The sequence below is a fragment of the Amycolatopsis kentuckyensis genome (genome assembly GCF_041679295.1).
Taxonomy (GTDB): Bacteria; Actinomycetota; Actinomycetes; order Mycobacteriales; family Pseudonocardiaceae; genus Amycolatopsis; species Amycolatopsis kentuckyensis_A.
Genome location: NZ_JBGDMD010000003.1, coordinates 199,753 through 217,673, shown reverse-complemented (window position 1 = coordinate 217,673; position 17,921 = coordinate 199,753). Strand labels below are relative to the sequence as shown.

The window sequence follows — 17,921 nt, the reverse complement described above, 5'->3', positions numbered from 1 at the left end:
GCCACGATCGGGTGATGTCGAACGCGCCGACGGACCTAACCGTCTCGTAGCACCGCGGTAATGAACTCTCACTACGGTCCCCGGGCTATGTCGATCGGGCAGGTGGCGGACGTGGCGCCACCACAAGGTGAACGAGTGCTTCCGGAAACAAGCGAAGGACGCGCGAGACCCGGCGGCCGGTGGCTGCCCGTCTTCGGGGCGCTGCTGGGCGCCGCGGTCTTCTTCGTGGTGCGCGGCAGCCTCACCGACGACGGCTACATCACCCTCGCCTACGCCAAGAACCTGGCCGTGCACGGCGAATGGGGCATCATCCCCGGCTCGCCCTCGAACTCCGCGACGTCACCGCTGAACGTTCTGCTCCTCGGCGCGCTGACCCTGGTGACGCGGATCGCGGGCGGCCCGCACCCGGTCGTCGCCCTGGGCGTGCTGACGGTCCTGTGCGGCGGCGGGCTCGGCTGGGCGTGGCAGCGCATCGGGCGCAAGCTCGCGCTCCCGCCCGTGGCCGGGGTGCTCGGCGTCGCGCTCGTGCTGCTCAACCCGTTCGTGCTGTCCGCGATCGGCCTCGAAGTCCTCCTCATCCCCACTGTCCTGCTCGTGCTCACGGTCTTCGCCCTCGAAGGACGGCCGGTCCTGTTCGGGGTCACCGCCGGGCTCACCGTGCTCACCCGGCTCGACCTCGTCGTGTTCGTGGTGGTGATCGCGCTCAGCGCACCCGCGATCCGGCGCCGGCTGCTGCCCGCCGCCGGGACCGCCGTGCTGACGGCCGCGCCGTGGTTCGTCGTGAGCTGGCTCTTCTTCGGCTCGTTCGTGCCCGACACGCTGGCGATCAAGCAGACCCAGGTGGGGCTGTTCGCGCCGTGGACCTACAGCACCGGGCCGGTCATGTACTACCTCGGCTACCCGGTCACCGTGCTGGTGACGTTCGTCCCCGCCCTGCTCGGCGTGGTCGCGCTGGCCGTGTGGGCCACGGCTCGGTTCGCCGTGCGCTGGCCGGAGTTCCCGGCACTCGGCCCGGTCGCGGCGCTCGGCGCCGGCGGGGTCCTCTACTTCGTCGTGTACTCGTTCATCGGGGTCGGCCCGTTCCACTGGTACTACGTCGCGCCGACGACGACGGCGGGCTCGTTCGCCGTCGCGGCCTTCGGGGTCTGGCTCGGCCAAGCTCGCGAGCGGCCGGCGTTGCGCACCGGTCCCCCGCTGCTCGCCCTCGGGGTCGCCGGGGTGCTCGTGCTGAGCGCGGCGGCCGTCGACACCGCGCGGGGCCTGCCGTGGAAGTCGCCGGTCATCTTCGGGAACTGGGCCAGCGCGCAGGACTACGCGCGGGTCGGCAAGGCGCTCGGCGAACGGCTCGACGGCGCCAGCGTGGCCAGTCCCGGCGAGATCGGCACCCTCGCCTACTACTGCGAGTGCGCCATCATCGACGAGTTCTCCGACCGGGGGCACGCCAAGGAGCTGGTCGAGAAGCGGATCGCCACGGCGAACCCGCTGATGAGCCTGGCGCTGCGGGTGAACTACCACTGGCTGGACCGCTCGATCACCCCGCGCAAGCCGGACTACCGGCTGCTCTACGGCGCGGGTCCGGCGACCGGGCCGGACAGCTGGCAGGTGTACTCCGCGGCGAAGGGCGTCGGCCACTTCACCCTCACCCGCGAACCGTGACCGCGACGCTGCGGCGGGAGCCGGGCGTCGCGACGGCGGGCCCGCGCTCCCGTGGCCTGGTGCTGCCCGGCGTGGTGGCGCTGCTGTCCGCGGGCGTCTTCGCCCTCGTGCGCCCGCACCTGGTCGACGACACCTTCATCACGCTCGCCTACGCGCGCAACCTGGCCTTCCACGCGCACTGGGGACTGATCCCGGCGGAGACGTCGAACACCGCGACCTCGCCCCTGAACGTCCTGCTCCTGGCCGCCCTGACGGTCGTCCTGCGGAACGCGGTCCTGGCCGCCGGGGCGCTGTTCGTCCTCTGCCAGGTCGCCCTCGCGCTGGCACTGCGCCGAGCCGGTGACCGGGCCGGGCTGCCGGCGTGGTTCGCGCCGGGCGCCGTCGCCCTGCTGACGGTGAACCCGCTGCTGCTGTCGTCGATCGGGCTGGAGGTCGAGCTGGGCGCGGCCGGCGTCGCCTGGCTGCTGGTCTGCGCCGCGGAACGGCGGCCGGTCGCCTTCGGCGTGCTGACCGGGCTGCTCGCCCTCGTCCGGCCGGACCTGGTCGTGGTCGCGCTCGTGCTGTTCGCGTTGCGGGCCCGGTTCTGGGTGCAGGCCTGGCAGTCGGTGCTCGCCGCGGCGGCGGTCGCGCTCCCCTGGTTCGCGTTCAGCTGGGTGGTGCTCGGGTCGGCGGTGCCGGACACGGTGATCATCAAGACGCTGCAGAAGTCCTGGGGGAAGTGGGACTTCGGCAACGGGCCGGGGCTCTACGCCGAGGTCTTCCCGTGGGCGACGGCGGCGGCCTTCCTCCCGGCCGCGCTGGCCCTGCTCGCGTTCGCGGTCTGCCTGGTGGACGCGGCGCGGCGCGGTCCGCTGTGGACCCGGGTGCGGCCGTTCGTCCCGCTGGTGCCGGCCGGGATCGCGCACTACCTGGCCTACTCGCGGCTGCACGTGCCGCCGTACCACTGGTACTACGGGCCGAGCCTGGTCGCCGCGACGCTCTTCCTCGCGGCCGTCGCCGCGGCGACGGTCCGCGTGCCCGCCCGGGTGGCGGCCGCAGCCGCCGTCGTGGGGGTGCTCGTGGTCAGCGTGGGCGCGTACGCCGCGGGCGGGCTGCCTCGGCGGTTCGCGCCGCTGATGTCCAACCACGCCGCGACCGCGGACTACGAGCGGATCGGCCCGGAGCTGGGCCGGCTGGTCGGCGGCGGCACGGTCCGCAGCGGCGGCGAGATCGGCGTGCTGGCCTACAGCTGCGGCTGCGCGATCGTCGACCTGTTCGACGACCGCGGCGCGGTCGGGCCGGCCATCGCCGAGCGGAAGGCGCACCTGGGCGCCCTCGGCCGGGTGCTCGTCGACGCGAACTTCCGGTTCTTCGACTTCGGCGACCGGCCGATCGTCACCGACTTCGCCCTGGTCCGCGGCGACCCGCCGGCCGGCGCGCTCGCCCACTGGACCCTGACGTCGCCGTGGGCCGGCACCCAGCAGCTGTACCTCGTCCGGGGCAATGGAAGCGGAGCCTGACCATGACCGACCTCATCACCCAGCGCGGCCTGTACGCGGGCCCGGCGCCGATCGTCAGCAAGGACCTCTACGCCGAGGTCCACCGCGGCTCGGCGATCCGCGACCGGGACTCCGTCCGGCTCGGCCCCGGCACGCAGGTGTCGGGCAACACGTACTTCGGGCGGTTCCCGGCCAGCTACTGGCAGCGCTGGACCACGGTGACCGAGGTCTCGGTCGAGGCCGTCGTCACCGGCACCGGCCTGCTCTCGATGGGCGCCTCCGACGTCGAAGGCGAACCCCGCGTCGTGGCCGCCGAGCAGGTCGCCGACGCCAAGCAGACCAAGGTCACGCTCACCTCGAAGCTGGACAAGTTCTACGACGGCGGCGCGCTCTGGCTGGACCTGGAGACCGAAGGCGGCCAGAACCTGCGCGTCGAGCAGGTCCGCTGGACCGTCGAGGCGCCGGAGAAGATCCGCCCGACCGCGGTGACCATCTGCACGATGAACCGCGCCGACGACTGCCTCAAAAACCTCCAGGCCCTCGCCGCGGACGTGTCCTCGCTGGAGACCCTGGACGCGATCTACGTCGCCGACCAGGGCACCGACCTCGTCGAGTCCCGCGACGGGTTCGAGCAGGTCGCCAAGGACCTCGCCGACAAGCTGCACTACATCAAGCAACCCGACCTCGGCGGCGCCGGCGGCTTCACCCGCGGCCTCTACGAGGTCGCCGGGCACACCGCCACCGAACACGCCAACGTGCTGTTCATGGACGACGACGTGCTGCTCGAGCCGGACCTGGTGATCCGGATGACAGCGTTCTCCAACCGCGCCGCCAACCCGATCATCGTCGGCGGGCAGATGCTCAACCTGTTCCACCCCAACCAGCTGCACGTCGGCGCCGAATACGCCCGCCTCAACACCCTCGAACCCGGCCAGCCGGTCGAGCACTCCCTCTCCACCGCCGACCTGCTCGGCGTCGACGAGGAGACCCTCAAACCCAACCGCCAGGAACGCCGCCTCGACGCCGGCTACAACGGCTGGTGGTCGTGCCTGATCCCCTATGAGGTCGTGCAAGCCACGGGCTATCCGATGCCGTTCTTCTTCCAGTGGGACGACGCGGAGTACTCCTACCGCGCCCGCGCGCACGGCTTCCCGACCGTGACCCTGCCGGGGGCGGGGGTGTGGCACGCGGACTTCCACATGAAGGACTGGGACGAGTGGCACCGGTACTTCAACCTGCGCAACTCGATCATCACCGCGGCGTTGCACTCGCCGTTCAACCTCAACCTGCTCTCCCGGATCCTGCTCGCGCAGCTGGTGCGGTACCTGCTGGGCATGCAGTACGGGCTGTCGGCGACGCTGATCAAGGCCGTGGAGGACTTCCTGCAGGGGCCGGAGATCCTGCGTGACGGCGGGGTCGAGGCGATGCAGGAGATCCGCCGCATCCGCGACCAGTACCCGGAGACCAAGCGCCACAAGGCGACCGACGTCCCCGGGATCGCGTCCAACGACATCGGCATCATCAACAGCGCGCCGCCGCCGAGCCGGTCCCTCGTCGTCCTCCTCAAGCGGCTGCTGCACCAGACCACCGGCCGCCACCGGTTCGGTCTGGGCGCCGTGCCCGCCGACGAAGCCCACTGGTGGCACACGTCGCTGTTCGCCACCGTGCTCGTGACCGACGCCAACCAGGAAGGCGTCCGCGTCCGCTCCTACGACCGGGCGAAGGCCCTCGAGCTGGCCAAGTCCGGCATCCGGGTGATCCAGCGCCTGCGGCGGGACGGCGCGGCGGTGCAGGAGCGGTACCAGCAGGCCATGCCGGAGCTGACCTCGCGCGAGAACTGGACCCGCCTCTACGGGCTCTGATCTTCGCGCTCATCCGAGCAGTGACCGAAAACTCCGAAGATTCCCCTGGACGCCAGACTGCGCCACCGGCCGGGGCTGCCATAGGGTTTCGGTCATGAAGGTCGGCCTGCTCACCCGGGAATACCCGCCGGAGGTCTACGGCGGGGCCGGAGTTCACGTGGAGTTCCTCGCCCGGGAGTTGCGGCCGCTGGTCGACCTCGACGTGCACTGCTGGGGCGCGGACCGCCCCGACGCCACCGGGCACACGGACCCCCACGGGTACCGCCAGCCCGCGTTCACGACCATGGACATCGCCGTGTCCATGGCGAACGCCCTCGAAGGCCACGACCTCGCGCACAGCCACACCTGGTACGCGAACCTCGCCGGGCACCTGGCGAAGATGACGCACGGCATCCCGCACGTCGTCACCGCGCACTCGCTCGAGCCGCTGCGGCCGTGGAAGGCCGAGCAGCTCGGCGGCGGCTACCGCGTCTCGTCGTGGATCGAGCGCGAGGCCTACGAAGCCGCGGACGCGATCGTCGCGGTCAGCGGCGGCATGCGCCGCGACGTCCTCGCCGCGTACCCGGCGGTCCCGCCCGAGCGCGTGCACGTGATCCACAACGGCATCGACACCGGGCTGTACCGGCCCGACCCCGCCACCGACGCGCTCGAGAAGCACGGCATCGACCCCACGCGGCCGTACGTGCTGTTCGTCGGCCGGATCACCCGCCAGAAGGGCGTCCCGCACCTGGTGCGCGCGGGCGCGTCGCTCGACCCCGGCGTCCAGCTGGTGCTGTGCGCGGGCGGCGCGGACACCCCCGAGCTCGACGCCGAGTTCCGCGGGCTGGTCGCCGACCTGGAGAAGACGCGCACCGGCGTCCGGTGGATCCCGGAGATGCTGCCCCGGAACGAGGTCGTGCAGCTGCTGACCCACGCCGCGGTGTTCGCGTGCCCGTCGGTCTACGAGCCGCTCGGCATCGTGAACCTGGAGGCGATGGCCTGCGGCACGCCGGTGGTGGCCAGCGACGTCGGCGGCATCCCGGAGGTCGTCGACGACGGCCGCACCGGCCTGCTCGTGCACTACGACGAACAGGACCCGCACGGGTTCGAGGCGCGCCTGGCCGCCGCGCTGAACGAAGTGGTCGGCTCCCCGGACCGGGCCGCCGAGATGGGTAGCGCCGGCCGCGAGCGTGCGGTCGGCGAGTTCGGCTGGAAGGCGATCGCCGAGCGGACGGTCGCCCTCTACGAAGCGTGCGGGAGGTCGTCGTGAATCTTGGAGCCGACGTGCTGGGCATCGTGCTCGCGGGCGGCGAGGGCAAGCGGTTGATGCCGCTGACCGCCGACCGCGCGAAACCGGCCGTGCCCTTCGGGGGCGTGCACCGCCTGGTCGACTTCGTGCTGTCCAACATGGTGCACGGCGGGTTCCGGCGGCTGTGCGTGCTGACGCAGTACAAGTCGCACTCGCTGGACCGGCACATCTCGACGACGTGGCGGCTGTCGTCGCTGACCGGCGAGTACGTGACGCCGGTCCCGGCGCAGCAGCGGCTGGGCCCGCGCTGGTACCAGGGCAGCGCCGACGCCATCCACCAGAGCCTCAACCTGGTCTACGACGAGGACCCCGAGTACATCGCGGTGTTCGGCGCCGACAACATCTACCGGATGGACCCGCGGCAGATGCTGGAGTCCCACATCTCCTCGGGCGCCGGCGTCACCGTGGCCGGGATCCGGGTGCCGCGGGCGGAGGCGAGCTCGTTCGGCGTCATCCGGACCACCGACGGGCTGATGATCGACGCGTTCATGGAGAAGCCCGACGACCCGCCGGGCCTGCCGGACTCCCCCGAGGAGTCGTACGTGTCGATGGGCAACTACATCTTCACGACGAAGGTGATGCTCGAAGCACTGCACGCGGACGCCGAGAACGCCGCGTCGCACCACGACATGGGCCGCGACATCATCCCGGCGCTGGTGAAGTCCGGCGAAGCGGCGGTGTACGACTTCAACGGCAACGTGGTGCCCGGCGAAACCGAGCGCGACCACGGCTACTGGCGCGACGTCGGGACGATCGACAGCTACTACGACGCGCACACGGATCTGATTTCGACGCACCCGATCTTCAACCTGTACAACCGCAAGTGGCCGATCCTGGCGCACCCGGGCCAGCGCGCGGCGGCGAAGTTCGTCGAGGGCGGCTCGGCGAACCAGTCGATCGTCAGCAACGGCTGCATCATCTCGGGCGCGCAGGTGGTGGACTCGGTGCTGTCGCCGGACGTGCTGGTCGAGCAGGGCGCGGTGGTGCAGGGGTCCGTGCTGCTGGACGGCGCCCGGGTGGGCCGCGGCGCGGTGGTGCGGCGGGCGATCCTGGACAAGAACGTCGTGGTGCCGCCGGGAGCGCACATCGGCGTCGACCTGGCTCGCGACCGCGGGCACTACCACGTGAGCGAAGGCGGGATCGTGGTGCTGGGCAAGGGAGAACGCGCGATCTGACGAGCGCGGCGGCCGTCAGGACCCGGCGGTCGCCGCCAGCCGCTCGACCACCTGGCGCGGGTCGATGCCCCAGCGTTCGGCCAGCTCCGAGATCGTGGCGCCCGCCGCGTGCTCGGCGGCGATCATGCTGTTCACCACGCTTGCCACGTTCCGCTCCTCGGGCCGCCGATGCACGTGCAGGCGACATGCTACATGTTCACTGCGGACGTCGAACAAACTGCCTCAGATCAGCGCGCGGCCAGGCCGCACGCCGCCGCGACGCCCGGTTCCGCCGGACGCTTTTCACCGCCCCGTTTTGTCCGGCTCCCCCGGCGGATTGTTCGTATTGGACCGCGCGCGCGTGGCGCTGAACACGGCGTCGAAGATCGGTGTCGGTTCCCCGTCATCGCGCTTCGGCCGCTCGTCCCCCGGACTGCGCTTTTCCTCTCCCACGCGCCCAGTTTCTGCGACGACGGCCGATTCCGCGCGGGCAACACCGAAAATCGCCCGGCCGGGGGATCACCCGCGCGGCGCTTGTTTTTCGCGGATTTCGCCTTCGGCGCGGATTCGCATTTCCGGCGACCCGGGAATAACCCGGGGTACCCCGGGATTGCACCGGACATGAAAGCAGTCGTCTACCGCCGCCACGGCGGACCCGAGGTGCTGTCGCTGTCGGAGCGGGCTGTCGCGGACCCCGGGCCCGGTGAGGTCCGCGTCCGGATCGTCGTGTCCGCGGTCAACCCCACCGACTGGAAGGCCCGGGCCGGCCGCGGCGCCGCGGCCGGGACCGAAACGCCGGACACCGTGCCCAACCAGGACGGCGCGGGCGTCGTCGACGCGGTGGGCCCGGACGTCACCGGCCTGTCCCCCGGCGACCGCGTGTGGCTGATCCTCGCCGGCACCCACGGGCCCGCGGCCGGCACCGCGCAGGAGTACACCGTCCTCCCGGCCGCGCAGGTGGTTCCGCTGCCCGACACCGTCGGGTTCGACGAAGGCGCCGGGTTCGGCGTCCCCGGCCTGACCGCGCACCGGGCGCTGACGGTCGCCGAAGACGGGCCCACCCGGCTCGCGCCCGGCGCCCTCGACGGCCGGACCGTGCTGGTCAGCGGCGGCGCGGGCGCGGTCGGCAACGCCACCATCCAGCTCGGCCGCTGGGCCGGCGCCACGGTGATCGCCACGGTCAGCAGCGACGAGAAGGCCGCCCTCGCCCGCGCGGCCGGCGCCCAGCACGTGCTGCGCTACCCCGATCCCGAGCTGGCCGCGCGGATCCGCGAGGTCGCGCCGGAGGGCGTCGACCTGGTCGTCGAGGTCGCGGCCGGGGCCAACGCGCAGCTGCACACCGAGGTCCTGCGCCCGCGCGGCACGGTCGCGGTCTACGGCAACGACCGCGGCGGGGCGACCCTGAGCCTGGACTTCGGCGCGAACCTGTGGCTCAACACGCGCTACCAGTTCCTCGTGCTCTACACGGTCGGCGCGGACAAGCTCCGCGCCGGCGCGGAAGACGTCACGGCGGCCTTCGCCGCCGGCGCCCTGCGGCTCGGCGAGGACCGCGGCGTGCCGGTGCACCGCTTCCCGCTGGAAGAAACCGCGAAGGCGCACATCGCGTCCGAAGAAGGGGTGACCGGCAAGGTGCTGATCGACGTCACCCCGGCGGGGTGACCAGCGCCTGAAGCAGGTCCGGGAGCGTGACGCCGTCGTCGTCGCGGTGCTCGCGCCAGCGGCCGAACAGCTCGCGCACGGCGTCGGGCAACGCCGGTGACAACCCGGCGGCGGCGCAGGCTTGGGCGATCTCGGCCATTTCCCCCTCCCACCGCCACGCCCGCCGCCCGGCGGAGGCGATCCCGCCGGGCGCGCCCAGCGGGGTGGCCGGCAGCACGTCGGCGGCGAGCTCCCGCAGCTCGCCGCCGACGCCGTGGTGCTCGGCCAGCGCGTACGACTGGGCGGCCAGGGCGAAGGTGAGCTTGTTGTAGGCGGCGAAGGCGAGCTTGAGCGCCGACGCGCGCCCGACCGGACCCGCCAGCACGACGGGCCGCAGGTGCGTGTCCTCGAACAAGCTCGCCGGCAGCGTGACGGCGGCTTCGGGCCCCGACAAGTACAGCCGAGTGGTCCCGGGCGACCGCGGTGGCGGGCCGACGATGCCGCCGTCGGCGACGACCGCCGTCCCGCCGAAGAGCGCTTCGACCTCCTCGGCGTGCCGTGGGCTGATGGCGTTCGCGTCGAGGTAGACGCCGCCGAAGCCGGTGGCGGCCACCTCGCGGGCGACGTCGAGCGCGGCGGCCGGCGGGCAGACGCTGAGGACGACGTCGCACCCGGCCAGCGCGGCGACGTCGGGCACCTCGGTCAGCCCGGCCTCTTCGGCGCGGCGGCGCGTCGCGGGGCCGCGCCGAGCCGGGACCCAGGAAACCGGGGTCCCGGCGCGGGTGAGCACGGCCCCGACGGCGGCGCCCATCGCGCCGGGGTGCAGCAGTCCGACCGAGGGCACGGCGGCTCCTTTCGCGGGGAGCCCCCATGATCGCGCGGTCAGCCGGTCACGCGCAGGCCGCGGCGCAGCGCGTCGACCTCGTCGGCGAACATCCGGCGCGAGATCGCCGCCGTCTCCACCATGCCCGAGCCGTGGAACGTGCCCGGGTAGTGCCGCAGCTCGGTCGCCACGCCGGCGTGCGCGAGGCGTTGGGCGTACTCGATTCCCTCGTCCCGCAACGGGTCGAACTGGCACGTCGTGACGAACGCGGGAGGCAGGCCGGCCAGGTCCGCGGCGCGGGCCGGAGCCGCGTACGGCGAAACGTCTTCACCGCCCGGTTCGGCACCGAGGTAGCTGGTCCAGCTGTAGATCGCGTTCGGCCGGTTCCACAGCGGCGTGTCGGTGTAGGCCGTCATCGAGGGGGTGCCCAGGCGGTCGTCCAGCTCCGGGATGCCGAGGTACTGGAAGCACAGCGCCGGGCCGCCGCGGTCGCGCGCCAGCAGCGCCACCGCCGCCGACAGGCCGCCGCCCGCGCTCTCACCGCCCACCCCGAGCCGGGCCGGGTCGACGCCCAGCTCCGCCGCCTTGGCCTCGACCCACTGCAGGGCCGCGTAGCAGTCCTCGACCGGCGCCGGGAACGGGTGCTCCGGCGCCAGCCGGTAGTCGACCGACACGATCACGATGCCGAGCTCGTCGACCAGCCGCAGCAGCGACGCGTGGAACATGTCCAGGTCGCCGAGGACGAACCCGCCGCCGTGGATGTAGAGCAGGCCGGGCACCGCGCCGGCGCGGTTCGCCGGGGAGTAGACGCGCACCGGGACCTCCGGCGCGTCGGACGGCCCGGGCACGGTCGTGTCGCGGACGTCGACGGGGCTCGCCGGCTCGTAGGCCGGCAGGACGGTGCCCAGCTCGCTCATCGAGGAGCGCGCGGCGACCAGGGCGTCGTAGTCGGTCAGGGTCACGCCCGGCAGCATGTCCAGCCAGGGCAGCAGCTCGGGATCGATCGCGTAGGTCATGGGACGATCTTCGGCCGCCGGGCGCGGTCCCGGCCACCGCCACGCGGCGGGCGTTGCGGGCGCGGACCTCGCCATCCGGCGGCGGGCGCGCCTATCGTGACGGCATGAAGGGGCTGCTGCTGCGGCTGTCCGGGCTCGACGCCGACGCCGAGAACGCCGTGCGGGTGATCGGGTTCTTCGACCGCCTGATCACCGGCCGGGCCGGCCTGGACGCGCTCGTGCGCAGCACGGCCGAGCTCGCCGGCTGCCGGGTCGGCGTCCACGCGCCGGGTCAGGGGATGTCGCTGCGGGCGGACCCGGGCGGGGCCGTCACAACGCCCGGCACGGCACCGCCGGGAGCGGCGGTCCGCCGGCTCGAAGGCGGCGTCGAGGTGTGGGTGGCCCGCGACGGCGCGCCCCTCCCGCTCGACGACATGCTGCTCGAGCGGTTCGCGATCGCCACCGCGGTCCTCTTGGAACAGAACGGCGTGCCGCGGCCCGAACTCGGCGACCCGGCGCTCGTCGAGCTGGTGCTGTCCGGCGACGCGGGCACGGCCGAGCGGTCGCGCGCCCTGCACCTGCTCGGGATCGCGCCGTCGGCGCGGCTGCGCGTGCTGGCGGGCACCGGCGTCGAGGGGCTCGCGGGGCGGGCGGCCCAGCTGGGCGGCGTCCGCGCGATCCTGGCCGAGACGGTCCCGGCCGCGGTTCCGGACGGCGGCCGGGCGGGCATCGGCCCGGAGCTGCCCGCCCTCGACGCGGCCCGCTCCTGGGCGGCCGCCCGGACGGCGCTGCGGTTCACTTCGGACACCGAGCCGGTCGTCTGGTGGGAGCGGCTGGGCAGCCTCGGCGCGCTCGGTTCGCTGCTCGGCGACTCGGACCTCGCCGGACTGCCGGACGTCCGCGCCCTCGACCGGCTCGCGGCCGAACCCCACGGCGCGGACACCCTGACGGCACTCGACGCGCTGTGCGCGACCGGGTCGGCCCGCAAGGCGGCGGCGGTGCTGCACCGCCACCACAGCACGATGCCGGCCCGGCTGGCCCGCGCCGAAGCCGTCCTCGGGTTCGAGGTCGACTCCCCCGCCGGCCGGTTCCGGCTGCACCTCGCGCTGATGCTGCGGCGGCTGCGGGACAACGGCGACGTCAGCTGAACGTCCTCTGTGGACGGTGGACCAGATCTTCCGCCGCCGCCGGCCAGTCCGGGTGCTCGAAGGCGAATCCCGCGTCCAGCAAGCGGCCCGGCACCACGCGGCGGCTCTTGAGCAGCAGTTCCGTGTCGCTGCGCAGCGCGAACGCGCCGATCCTCGCCAGCCACTTCGTCGCCGGGAGCCCGAACGGGACCCCCGCCGCCGCGCGCAGGGCGCTCATGAAATCCCGGTACGGCAGGGGTTCCGGGGCCGCCAGGTTCACCGGCCCGCTCAGGTCGTCGCGCGCGACGAGGAAGTCGATCGCCCGGACGAGGTCGTCTTCGTGGATCCACGACAGGTACTGTGCGCCGCCCGCGACCGGGCCGCCGAGGCCGAGGCGGGTGAGCCGCAGCAGCATCGCGAACGCGCCGCCGGGCTCGGGGCTCATCACCATCGCCGTCCGCAGCGCGACCTTCCGCGTGCGCGGGGTGTCCGCCGCCTCCTGCTCGCGCTCCCACGCCCGCGCGAGGTCGACGCTGTAGGCCCAGTAGCCGGGCACGCCCGGCTCACCGCCGCCGAGGACGCCGGTGGTTTCGTCGTTCGGGGCGTCGAAGCGGTGGGCGTAGATCGTCGCCGTGCTCATCTGCAGCCAGACCCGCGGCGGCCGCGCGGCGCGCTCGATCGCACCGCCGACGACCCGCGCCGAGTCGATCCGCGAGGTCCACATCTCCCGCAGGTTCGCCTGGGTGTAGCGGCAGTTCACCGACCGGCCGGCCAGGTTGAGCACGACGTCGCTGCCGTCGAGCTCGGCGGTCCACGGCCCCGCGGCGCGCGCGTCCCAGCGGACGTGGCGCACCCCCGGCTCCGGGGCGGTGTCCCGCCGGGTGAGCACGACGACCTCGTCGCCGCGTGCGGTGAACGCGCGGCTCAGCACGCGCCCCAGGTGCCCGGTCCCGCCGGGGATCACGACCTTCACGGATCCCACCGTACCGAAACTTTTGAACGCGTTCAAATATCGGCGGCCAGCAGGTCCAGCAGGGTCCGCAGCGCGCGGCTCGGCGGCTTCGCGGCCGAGGTGACGACGTTGAGCGGCCAGTCCAGGCCCGCGCCGGACAGCGGTCGCACGATGACGGCCGGCTCGGCGGGCGCGGGCATGTCCGGGGCGACCGCCACGCCCAGCCCGGCCGCGACGTAACCGGGCACCGTGCGCAGGTCGGCGACCTCGACGGTGACCCGCCGCGGCGACCCGAGCGCGTCGAAGGCCCGGTCCAGGGCGACCCGGTTGCCGAAGCCGCGCGGGGTGTCGATGAAGGACTCGCCGGCGAGGTCCGCGAGCCGGACCGCACGGCGGCCGGCCAGCCGGTGGGTGTCCGGCAGCAGCACGACGAACGGCCGCGTGTCGACACCCACGACGTCCAGCCCGGCGAGGTCCGACTCCGGCAGGCCGACCACGGCGACGTCGAGCCGGCCTTGGCGGACCTCTTCGGCCAGCCCGGTCGAGCCGGTGAGCGACACCGTCACGTGGATGTCGACGCGGGGGTGCCGCCGGTGGAACGCCCCGAGCAGCCCGGGCAGGTCCACCCCGCCGATCGAGGTGAGCGTGCCGATCCGCAGGCTCCCGCGCAGGCCCTCCGACGCCTCCTGGACGGTCGCGCGGGCCCGTTCGAGCGCCTCGATCGCGCTCTTCGCCTCGGGCAGGAAGGCCGCACCCGCCGCCGACAGCGCGACGCGGCGGGTGGACCGGTCGAACAGCCTGGTGCCGAGTTCGGTCTCCAGGGCCCGGACGGCGGCGGACACGGTCGACTGGACCGCGAACATCCGCTGGGCGGCCCGGGTGAAGCTCAGTTCCTCGGCCACGGCGACGAAGTACTCGAGCTGACGCGTCTCCATTCATCGATCGTAGCGATAACTGCGGCCAGGACTTTTCGTTGGACTTGCTGAGTCGGCGGGGACATCGTGGAGATCGGAAGATCCCTTGGCGTCCCGGAAGGTCCCGATGTCCGTCACCCTCGCTCCCGCCCGGCTCCGGATGAGCCACGGCTGGGGCTTTCGCGTCGTCGCGGCCGCGTTCGCGACGGCGCTCGCGTTCTCCACGGTCCCGACCCCGCTGTACCCGCTTTACCAGCAGCGGGACGGGTTTCCGACGTTCCTCGTCACCGTCGTCTTCGCCGCGTACGCGGTCGGCGTGATGCTGAGCCTGTACCTGGCCGGGCACGTCAGCGACTGGCTCGGCCGCCGTCGCGTGCTCGTCGCGGGGCTGCTGGCCGAGGCACTCGCCGCCGCGCTGTTCCTGCTGTGGCCGGCCGTGCCCGGCCTGATCGTCGCGCGGCTGGTGAGCGGCGCCGGGATCGGGGTGATCACCGCGACCGCCACCGCGCACCTGTCCGAGCTGCGCACGCAGGCCCGGCCCGGCCTCGCCGCGACGGTGGTCAACGCCGGCGGCCTGGCGCTGGGGCCCCTGGCCGGCGGGCTGTTCGCACGGTTCGCGGACCAGCCGTTGCACACGCCGTTCGCGGTGTTCCTGGTGGTGCTGCTCGGGGAAGCGGTCGCGGTGAGTCTCGTGCCGGAGACCGTCGAAGGCCGGGAAGAGCGCCCGGCCTACCGGCCGGCTTTGGCCGGGCCGCTGCCGGCCGCGGCCCGGTCCGGGTTCGCCGGGGCGGCGATCGGCGCGTTCGCGGCGTTCGCGCTCAGCGGGCTGTTCATGGCGCTCGCCCCGACGTTGCTGGCGCACGAGCTGCACGAGCCGTCCCGCCTGCTCGCCGGCCTGGCGCCGTTCACGATGCTGGGCAGCGCGGCGCTCGCCCAGGTCGGGCTAGCGCGCCTGCGCACGCGGTCGCAGCTGCGGGCGGGGTACGCGCTGATGGGCGCCGGACTCGTGCTGCTGGCCTTCGCCGGGTCGTTGCCGCTGTTCTTCGTGGCGAGCGCGCTCGCCGGCGCGGGGTTCGGGCTGGGCCTCCGCGCGGCGGTCGGCACGGTCGCGGCGCTCGCCGACGACCTCACCCGCGGCGAGGTCCTGGCCGCGTTGTTCCTGGCCGCCTACGCGGGGCTGGTGCTGCCGGTGCTGCTGATCGGGCTCGCGATGCTGGTCGCGCCCGGGTCGGTGGTGCTGGCCGGGTTCGCGGTGCTGGAGCTGGGTTTGCTCGGCTGGTCGGCCCGCCGCACCCTCGGTTCCCGGGGCTGATCGGGCCCGGCCGCCCCCTCGTCGGGCATAGAGTCGGCGGATGACCGCTGCGCCGATCGTCACCGGGGTGGACGGGTCGGCCGAGTCCCTGGACGCCGTCCGGTGGGCCGCGCGGACCGCCTGCCTGCGGGACGCGCCCCTGGAGATCGTGCACGCTCTCGACGTTCCCGCGCTGCTCGCGGGCGGGGTCGTGCCGCCGCCCGACGAGATGATCGACGCGCTGCGCGCCCGGGGCCGGCGGGCGTTGCGGACCGCGCGGGAACTCGCTGCGGCGCAAGGGGTTCCGGACGCCGCCACCCGGCTCGACCCCGACCGCGCCGCCCAGACGCTGATCGAGGCGTCGCGCGCCGCGTCGCTGCTCGTCGTCGGCTCCGCCGGGCACGGCAGGCTCACCAGCCTGCTGGCGGGCTCGGTCGCCGCCGCGCTCGGGACGCACGCCCGCTGCGACACCGTCGTCGTCCGCGGGGACAGCTGGGACGAGCCCGGCGCGGGCGACCGACCCGTCGTCACCGGGATCGACGGCAGCGAAGCCGGCGCGCGAGTGCTCGCGGCGGCCGTCACCGAAGCCCGCGCCCGCCGCGCTCCCCTGGTCGTCCTGCACGCGTGGGCGGACACGCCGCCGCCGCGGCCGGACCCGCGGTGCGTCGACGACGCCGGGCGGCGGCTGCTCGGCGAGCGGCTCCACGACCACGACACCGGTGACGTTCCCGTCGAGCAGGTCGTCGTCCACGCCCACCCGCGGCGCGAGCTGATCGACCGCAGCGGCACCGCGCAGCTGGTCGTCGTCGGCGACCGCGGCCGCGGCGGCTTCCCCGGGCTGCTGCTCGGCTCGACCGGCCAGGCGCTGCTGCACCACGCGGCGTGCCCGGTCCTGCTCGTCCGCACCGCCCGTTGAGCGGAAGCGGGACGGAAGCGCGGCGCGGCAGGATGGCGCGGAACGAGAGGGAGAACCAGATGAAGACAGTGGTGCGAGCGGGACTCGTCGCGGTGCTGGCCACGGCGCTGGCGGCGCCGGTGCAGGCGGCGACCGTCAAGCAGGTCACGAGCACCTGCAACGCCGGCGGCTTCAGCGGGACGTTCACGCTGCGCTACGAGACGTCCGGCGGCTACCACCACCCGATCGGCTCCATCACGACGTCGGGGCCGTACATCGGGGACTCGGGCACTCAGACGCTGCGGATCTCCTACAGCGACGGGCTGGGCACGCACGCGGTCTACAGCTGGACCGGCCCGGCGACGAACGGCACCCAGTACTTCCCGACGGGGCTTTCGATCCCGGCCACCGCCCGGGGCACGGCGTCGACGAAGTTCGACAACGGCACGACGGCCTGCACGGCGACGGTGCCGATCACCTAGGCCGTCAGCGGCCGCGGCCGACGTGGCCGCCGAGGAAGCCGCCGGCGACGAGGATCGCGGCGCCGCACCGGCTCAACCGGATACCGGTGCGCTCGCGGCCCCGCGCGCGGGCGGCCCAGGAGCCGAAGAAGACGACGGTGGCGGCGCCCAACTGGCGATGCGAGCCGCCTTGGGCTGAGCCGCGGCCACCGCCCAACTGGTGATGCCAGCCGCCGCGGGTTGGCCGGGTGGCGGCCCCGCGGCCACCGCCCAAACCGGTGCGAGCCGCCGTGGGCTGAGCGGCGGACCGGGGGCATTCGCCGGGGATCGGCCCCTCGATCCCCGGCTCACCCCGCCGGTTCCACGGCAGCCCGGAAGATCGCCCGCGCCGAGGCCGCCAGCACCTCCGCCGCGCGCTCGCGATCCAGCCCGCCGATATCCGTCAACCACACCAGCGACTCGATCCCCGTCGCCGAACGAATCGCGACCGCGAGACCGTGCACGTCGACCTCCGGGTGCGTCTCCACCAGCGGGGCCAGCGCCTCCTCGATCCACCGGATCGCCCGGCCGCCGCGCAGGACCGGCTGCTCCGCCCCCGGCTCCAGCGACAGCCTCAGCTGGGCGCGCAGCTGGGGCTCCCAGCGGATCGTGAACGCGATGAACTCGCGCATGACCAGGTCCAACCGCGCGGCGGGGTCGGCGGGCGCGTCGGCCGGGAGCAGGCCCGCGTCGGCGTCGATCTGCGGGTACGCCGCCAGCAGCAGCGCGCGCTGGTTCGGGAAGTACCGGTACGCCGTCGTGCGCGAGATCCCGGCCGTCGCCGCGGCGTCCTCGACCGTCGGGGCTCCTCCACGCGCCAGCAGCTCGTGCGCGGCCTCGACCAGCGCCGCCCGGGTCCGGCCCTTCTGCCGCCGGCGACCCGTGGACTCATATGGCACTTCCATGCCATCATGGTACCCAAGTCCCATAAAGGAGGACGCCATGACCGCCGACCCGGCCGAAACGAACCCCGACCTCTACCGCGTGGTCCTCGAGAACGACCGGGTGCGGGTCCTCGAATACCGCGACCGGCCCGGCGACCGGACCGCGCCGCACCGGCACCCCGACACCGTGATGGTCACGCTCAGCTCCTTCAGCCGCCGCATCTCCGCGGGTGGGCGCGAGGTGCGCGTCGACCTGTCCGCCGGGGAAGCGCGCTGGGTGGCGGCGCAGGAACACGCCGGGGAAAACGTCGGCGACACGCCGACCCACGCCTTTTTCGTCGAACTCAAGGAACCCGGGCACACGAACGTTCCGGGTGCCGCGCTGGGCCCCGGCGAGCCCTGAGCCACGACGTATCTCGCGCGCCCCGCCAGGCTCCTGTAGACCTGAACGCGGAGGGGCGGGG

General features: G+C 73.8%; 18 protein-coding genes. 11 read left to right on the top strand and 7 right to left on the bottom strand.

What is annotated here, in order from left to right:
* Positions 1-135 precede the first annotated feature (135 nt).
* The 5 genes from ACERZO_RS12710 to glgC all read left to right on the top strand — a co-directional run bounded on the left by ACERZO_RS12710 (position 136) and on the right by glgC (position 7,459).
* Entirely contained in the window at positions 136-1,656 is a 1,521-nt protein-coding gene (locus ACERZO_RS12710; protein WP_372664806.1) for a hypothetical protein, read from the top strand.
* Complete coding sequence (locus ACERZO_RS12705) at positions 1,653-3,155, top strand: hypothetical protein (protein WP_372664805.1); 1,503 nt, start codon at positions 1,653-1,655, stop codon at positions 3,153-3,155. The genes ACERZO_RS12710 and ACERZO_RS12705 overlap by 4 nt, the downstream gene beginning before the upstream one ends.
* A gap of 2 nt (positions 3,156-3,157) precedes the next feature.
* A complete protein-coding gene (locus tag ACERZO_RS12700) occupies positions 3,158-4,996 on the top strand; it encodes a glycosyltransferase (RefSeq protein ID WP_444843221.1) in 1,839 nt (612 codons plus the stop codon).
* Positions 4,997-5,090: 94 nt separating this feature from the next.
* Positions 5,091-6,245 (top strand): glycogen synthase, encoded by a 1,155-nt coding sequence (gene glgA / locus ACERZO_RS12695; RefSeq protein WP_372664803.1) that lies wholly within the window; start codon positions 5,091-5,093, stop codon positions 6,243-6,245.
* On the top strand, positions 6,242-7,459 hold the full coding sequence (gene glgC / locus ACERZO_RS12690; RefSeq protein ID WP_372664802.1) for a glucose-1-phosphate adenylyltransferase: 1,218 nt from the start codon (positions 6,242-6,244) through the stop codon (positions 7,457-7,459). Before glgA ends, glgC begins: the two co-directional genes overlap by 4 nt.
* 15 nt (positions 7,460-7,474) lie before the next feature.
* Here the strand turns inward: glgC and ACERZO_RS12685 are convergent, their stop codons facing one another.
* Positions 7,475-7,606, bottom strand: a complete 132-nt coding sequence (locus ACERZO_RS12685; protein WP_372664801.1) for a hypothetical protein — start codon at positions 7,604-7,606, stop codon at positions 7,475-7,477.
* Between the two features lie 453 nt (positions 7,607-8,059).
* Between ACERZO_RS12685 and ACERZO_RS12680 the strand changes: the two genes are divergently transcribed.
* Positions 8,060-9,097 carry an NADPH:quinone reductase gene (locus ACERZO_RS12680; protein ID WP_372664800.1) on the top strand — a complete coding sequence of 346 codons (1,038 nt, stop codon included), beginning with the start codon at positions 8,060-8,062 and terminating at the stop codon, positions 9,095-9,097.
* On the opposite strand, the gene ACERZO_RS12675 is transcribed toward ACERZO_RS12680, so the two are convergent.
* Positions 9,081-9,920 (bottom strand): NAD(P)-dependent oxidoreductase, encoded by an 840-nt coding sequence (locus ACERZO_RS12675; protein ID WP_372664799.1) that lies wholly within the window; start codon positions 9,918-9,920, stop codon positions 9,081-9,083. The two genes, ACERZO_RS12680 and ACERZO_RS12675, sit on opposite strands and share 17 nt — an antisense overlap.
* A gap of 38 nt (positions 9,921-9,958) precedes the next feature.
* On the bottom strand, positions 9,959-10,915 hold the full coding sequence (locus tag ACERZO_RS12670; RefSeq protein ID WP_372664798.1) for an alpha/beta hydrolase: 957 nt from the start codon (positions 10,913-10,915) through the stop codon (positions 9,959-9,961).
* 104 nt (positions 10,916-11,019) lie between these two features.
* Between ACERZO_RS12670 and ACERZO_RS12665 the strand changes: the two genes are divergently transcribed.
* Positions 11,020-12,042, top strand: a complete 1,023-nt coding sequence (locus ACERZO_RS12665; RefSeq protein WP_372664797.1) for a helix-turn-helix domain-containing protein — start codon at positions 11,020-11,022, stop codon at positions 12,040-12,042.
* On the opposite strand, the gene ACERZO_RS12660 is transcribed toward ACERZO_RS12665, so the two are convergent.
* Both ACERZO_RS12660 and ACERZO_RS12655 read right to left on the bottom strand, forming a co-directional pair.
* Positions 12,035-12,994 (bottom strand): TIGR01777 family oxidoreductase, encoded by a 960-nt coding sequence (locus tag ACERZO_RS12660; RefSeq protein ID WP_372664796.1) that lies wholly within the window; start codon positions 12,992-12,994, stop codon positions 12,035-12,037. The genes ACERZO_RS12665 and ACERZO_RS12660 overlap by 8 nt on opposite strands.
* Before the next feature lie 32 nt (positions 12,995-13,026).
* Entirely contained in the window at positions 13,027-13,908 is an 882-nt protein-coding gene (locus tag ACERZO_RS12655) for a LysR family transcriptional regulator (protein WP_372664795.1), read from the bottom strand.
* A gap of 106 nt (positions 13,909-14,014) precedes the next feature.
* Between ACERZO_RS12655 and ACERZO_RS12650 the strand changes: the two genes are divergently transcribed.
* Genes ACERZO_RS12650 through ACERZO_RS12640 form a run of 3 tightly spaced genes read left to right on the top strand, consistent with a single transcriptional unit; the run spans position 14,015 to position 16,555 of the window.
* Positions 14,015-15,199, top strand: a complete 1,185-nt coding sequence (locus ACERZO_RS12650) for an MFS transporter (RefSeq protein WP_372664794.1) — start codon at positions 14,015-14,017, stop codon at positions 15,197-15,199.
* A 40-nt stretch (positions 15,200-15,239) separates the two neighbouring features.
* Positions 15,240-16,094, top strand: a complete 855-nt coding sequence (locus ACERZO_RS12645; RefSeq protein WP_372664793.1) for a universal stress protein — start codon at positions 15,240-15,242, stop codon at positions 16,092-16,094.
* A 59-nt stretch (positions 16,095-16,153) separates the two neighbouring features.
* The gene (locus ACERZO_RS12640) at positions 16,154-16,555 is read left to right on the top strand and encodes a hypothetical protein (RefSeq protein ID WP_372664792.1); all 402 of its coding nucleotides are present in this window, start codon (positions 16,154-16,156) and stop codon (positions 16,553-16,555) included.
* A gap of 4 nt (positions 16,556-16,559) precedes the next feature.
* Here ACERZO_RS12640 and ACERZO_RS12635 read toward each other — a convergent pair whose 3' ends face one another.
* Both ACERZO_RS12635 and ACERZO_RS12630 read right to left on the bottom strand, forming a co-directional pair.
* Positions 16,560-16,706, bottom strand: a complete 147-nt coding sequence (locus ACERZO_RS12635; protein WP_372664791.1) for a hypothetical protein — start codon at positions 16,704-16,706, stop codon at positions 16,560-16,562.
* Between the two features lie 175 nt (positions 16,707-16,881).
* A complete protein-coding gene (locus ACERZO_RS12630) occupies positions 16,882-17,478 on the bottom strand; it encodes a TetR/AcrR family transcriptional regulator (protein ID WP_372664790.1) in 597 nt (198 codons plus the stop codon).
* A gap of 37 nt (positions 17,479-17,515) precedes the next feature.
* Here ACERZO_RS12630 and ACERZO_RS12625 point away from each other — a divergent pair, with 37 nt between their 5' ends.
* On the top strand, positions 17,516-17,860 hold the full coding sequence (locus ACERZO_RS12625; RefSeq protein WP_372664789.1) for a cupin domain-containing protein: 345 nt from the start codon (positions 17,516-17,518) through the stop codon (positions 17,858-17,860).
* The last annotated feature ends 61 nt before the right edge of the window (positions 17,861-17,921 follow it).

Coding starts and splice junctions, on each gene's coding strand:
- ACERZO_RS12700 (WP_444843221.1), top strand. CDS start 3,158: ATGACCGACCTCATCACCCAGCGCGGCCTGTACGCGGGCCCGGCGCCG.
- glgA (WP_372664803.1), top strand. CDS start 5,091: ATGAAGGTCGGCCTGCTCACCCGGGAATACCCGCCGGAGGTCTACGGC.
- ACERZO_RS12680 (WP_372664800.1), top strand. CDS start 8,060: ATGAAAGCAGTCGTCTACCGCCGCCACGGCGGACCCGAGGTGCTGTCG.
- ACERZO_RS12670 (WP_372664798.1), bottom strand. CDS start 10,915: ATGACCTACGCGATCGATCCCGAGCTGCTGCCCTGGCTGGACATGCTG.
- ACERZO_RS12665 (WP_372664797.1), top strand. CDS start 11,020: ATGAAGGGGCTGCTGCTGCGGCTGTCCGGGCTCGACGCCGACGCCGAG.
- ACERZO_RS12655 (WP_372664795.1), bottom strand. CDS start 13,908: ATGGAGACGCGTCAGCTCGAGTACTTCGTCGCCGTGGCCGAGGAACTG.
- ACERZO_RS12650 (WP_372664794.1), top strand. CDS start 14,015: ATGTCCGTCACCCTCGCTCCCGCCCGGCTCCGGATGAGCCACGGCTGG.
- ACERZO_RS12645 (WP_372664793.1), top strand. CDS start 15,240: ATGACCGCTGCGCCGATCGTCACCGGGGTGGACGGGTCGGCCGAGTCC.
- ACERZO_RS12640 (WP_372664792.1), top strand. CDS start 16,154: ATGAAGACAGTGGTGCGAGCGGGACTCGTCGCGGTGCTGGCCACGGCG.
- ACERZO_RS12630 (WP_372664790.1), bottom strand. CDS start 17,478: ATGGAAGTGCCATATGAGTCCACGGGTCGCCGGCGGCAGAAGGGCCGG.
- ACERZO_RS12625 (WP_372664789.1), top strand. CDS start 17,516: ATGACCGCCGACCCGGCCGAAACGAACCCCGACCTCTACCGCGTGGTC.